This window comes from Erwinia sp. PME.40.26/001 (assembly GCF_055556675.1).
This window is the reverse complement of the sequence record NZ_JBVHNP010000154.1, coordinates 1-274: the sequence shown is the minus strand read 5'-3', so window position 1 is coordinate 274 and position 274 is coordinate 1. Positions and strand designations below refer to the sequence as shown.

Sequence of the window (274 nt, the reverse complement as noted above, 5' to 3'; positions counted from 1 at the left end):
GTGCCATGGCGGGTATTTTGATGGGTATCACATTGGCTTTTGTGGCCTGTATTGCCGGCCCAAGGCAGCGCCGTTTTTGGGCTTGGCTGGGTCTGCTGCTGCAATTGCTGCTCTGTAATCTGATGCCACCCAATCCATTTTATGAAGCCATGATTGATGCCTGGCATCAAGGCAAGTTGATTCATTTCAACCAGCTGGCTTTATGGGTGTCCATGCTATGGCCTTATCTGGCGGTGCTTTGTTTGCTGGTCAATCTGGATAAACGCGTCGACAA

1 protein-coding gene is annotated in these 274 nt (G+C 50.4%); it reads left to right on the top strand.

Annotated features, from left to right (window positions below):
* On the top strand, window positions 1-274 hold a 274-nt coding region (locus tag ACZ3HG_RS23635; protein ID WP_465334800.1), incomplete at both ends, for a hypothetical protein.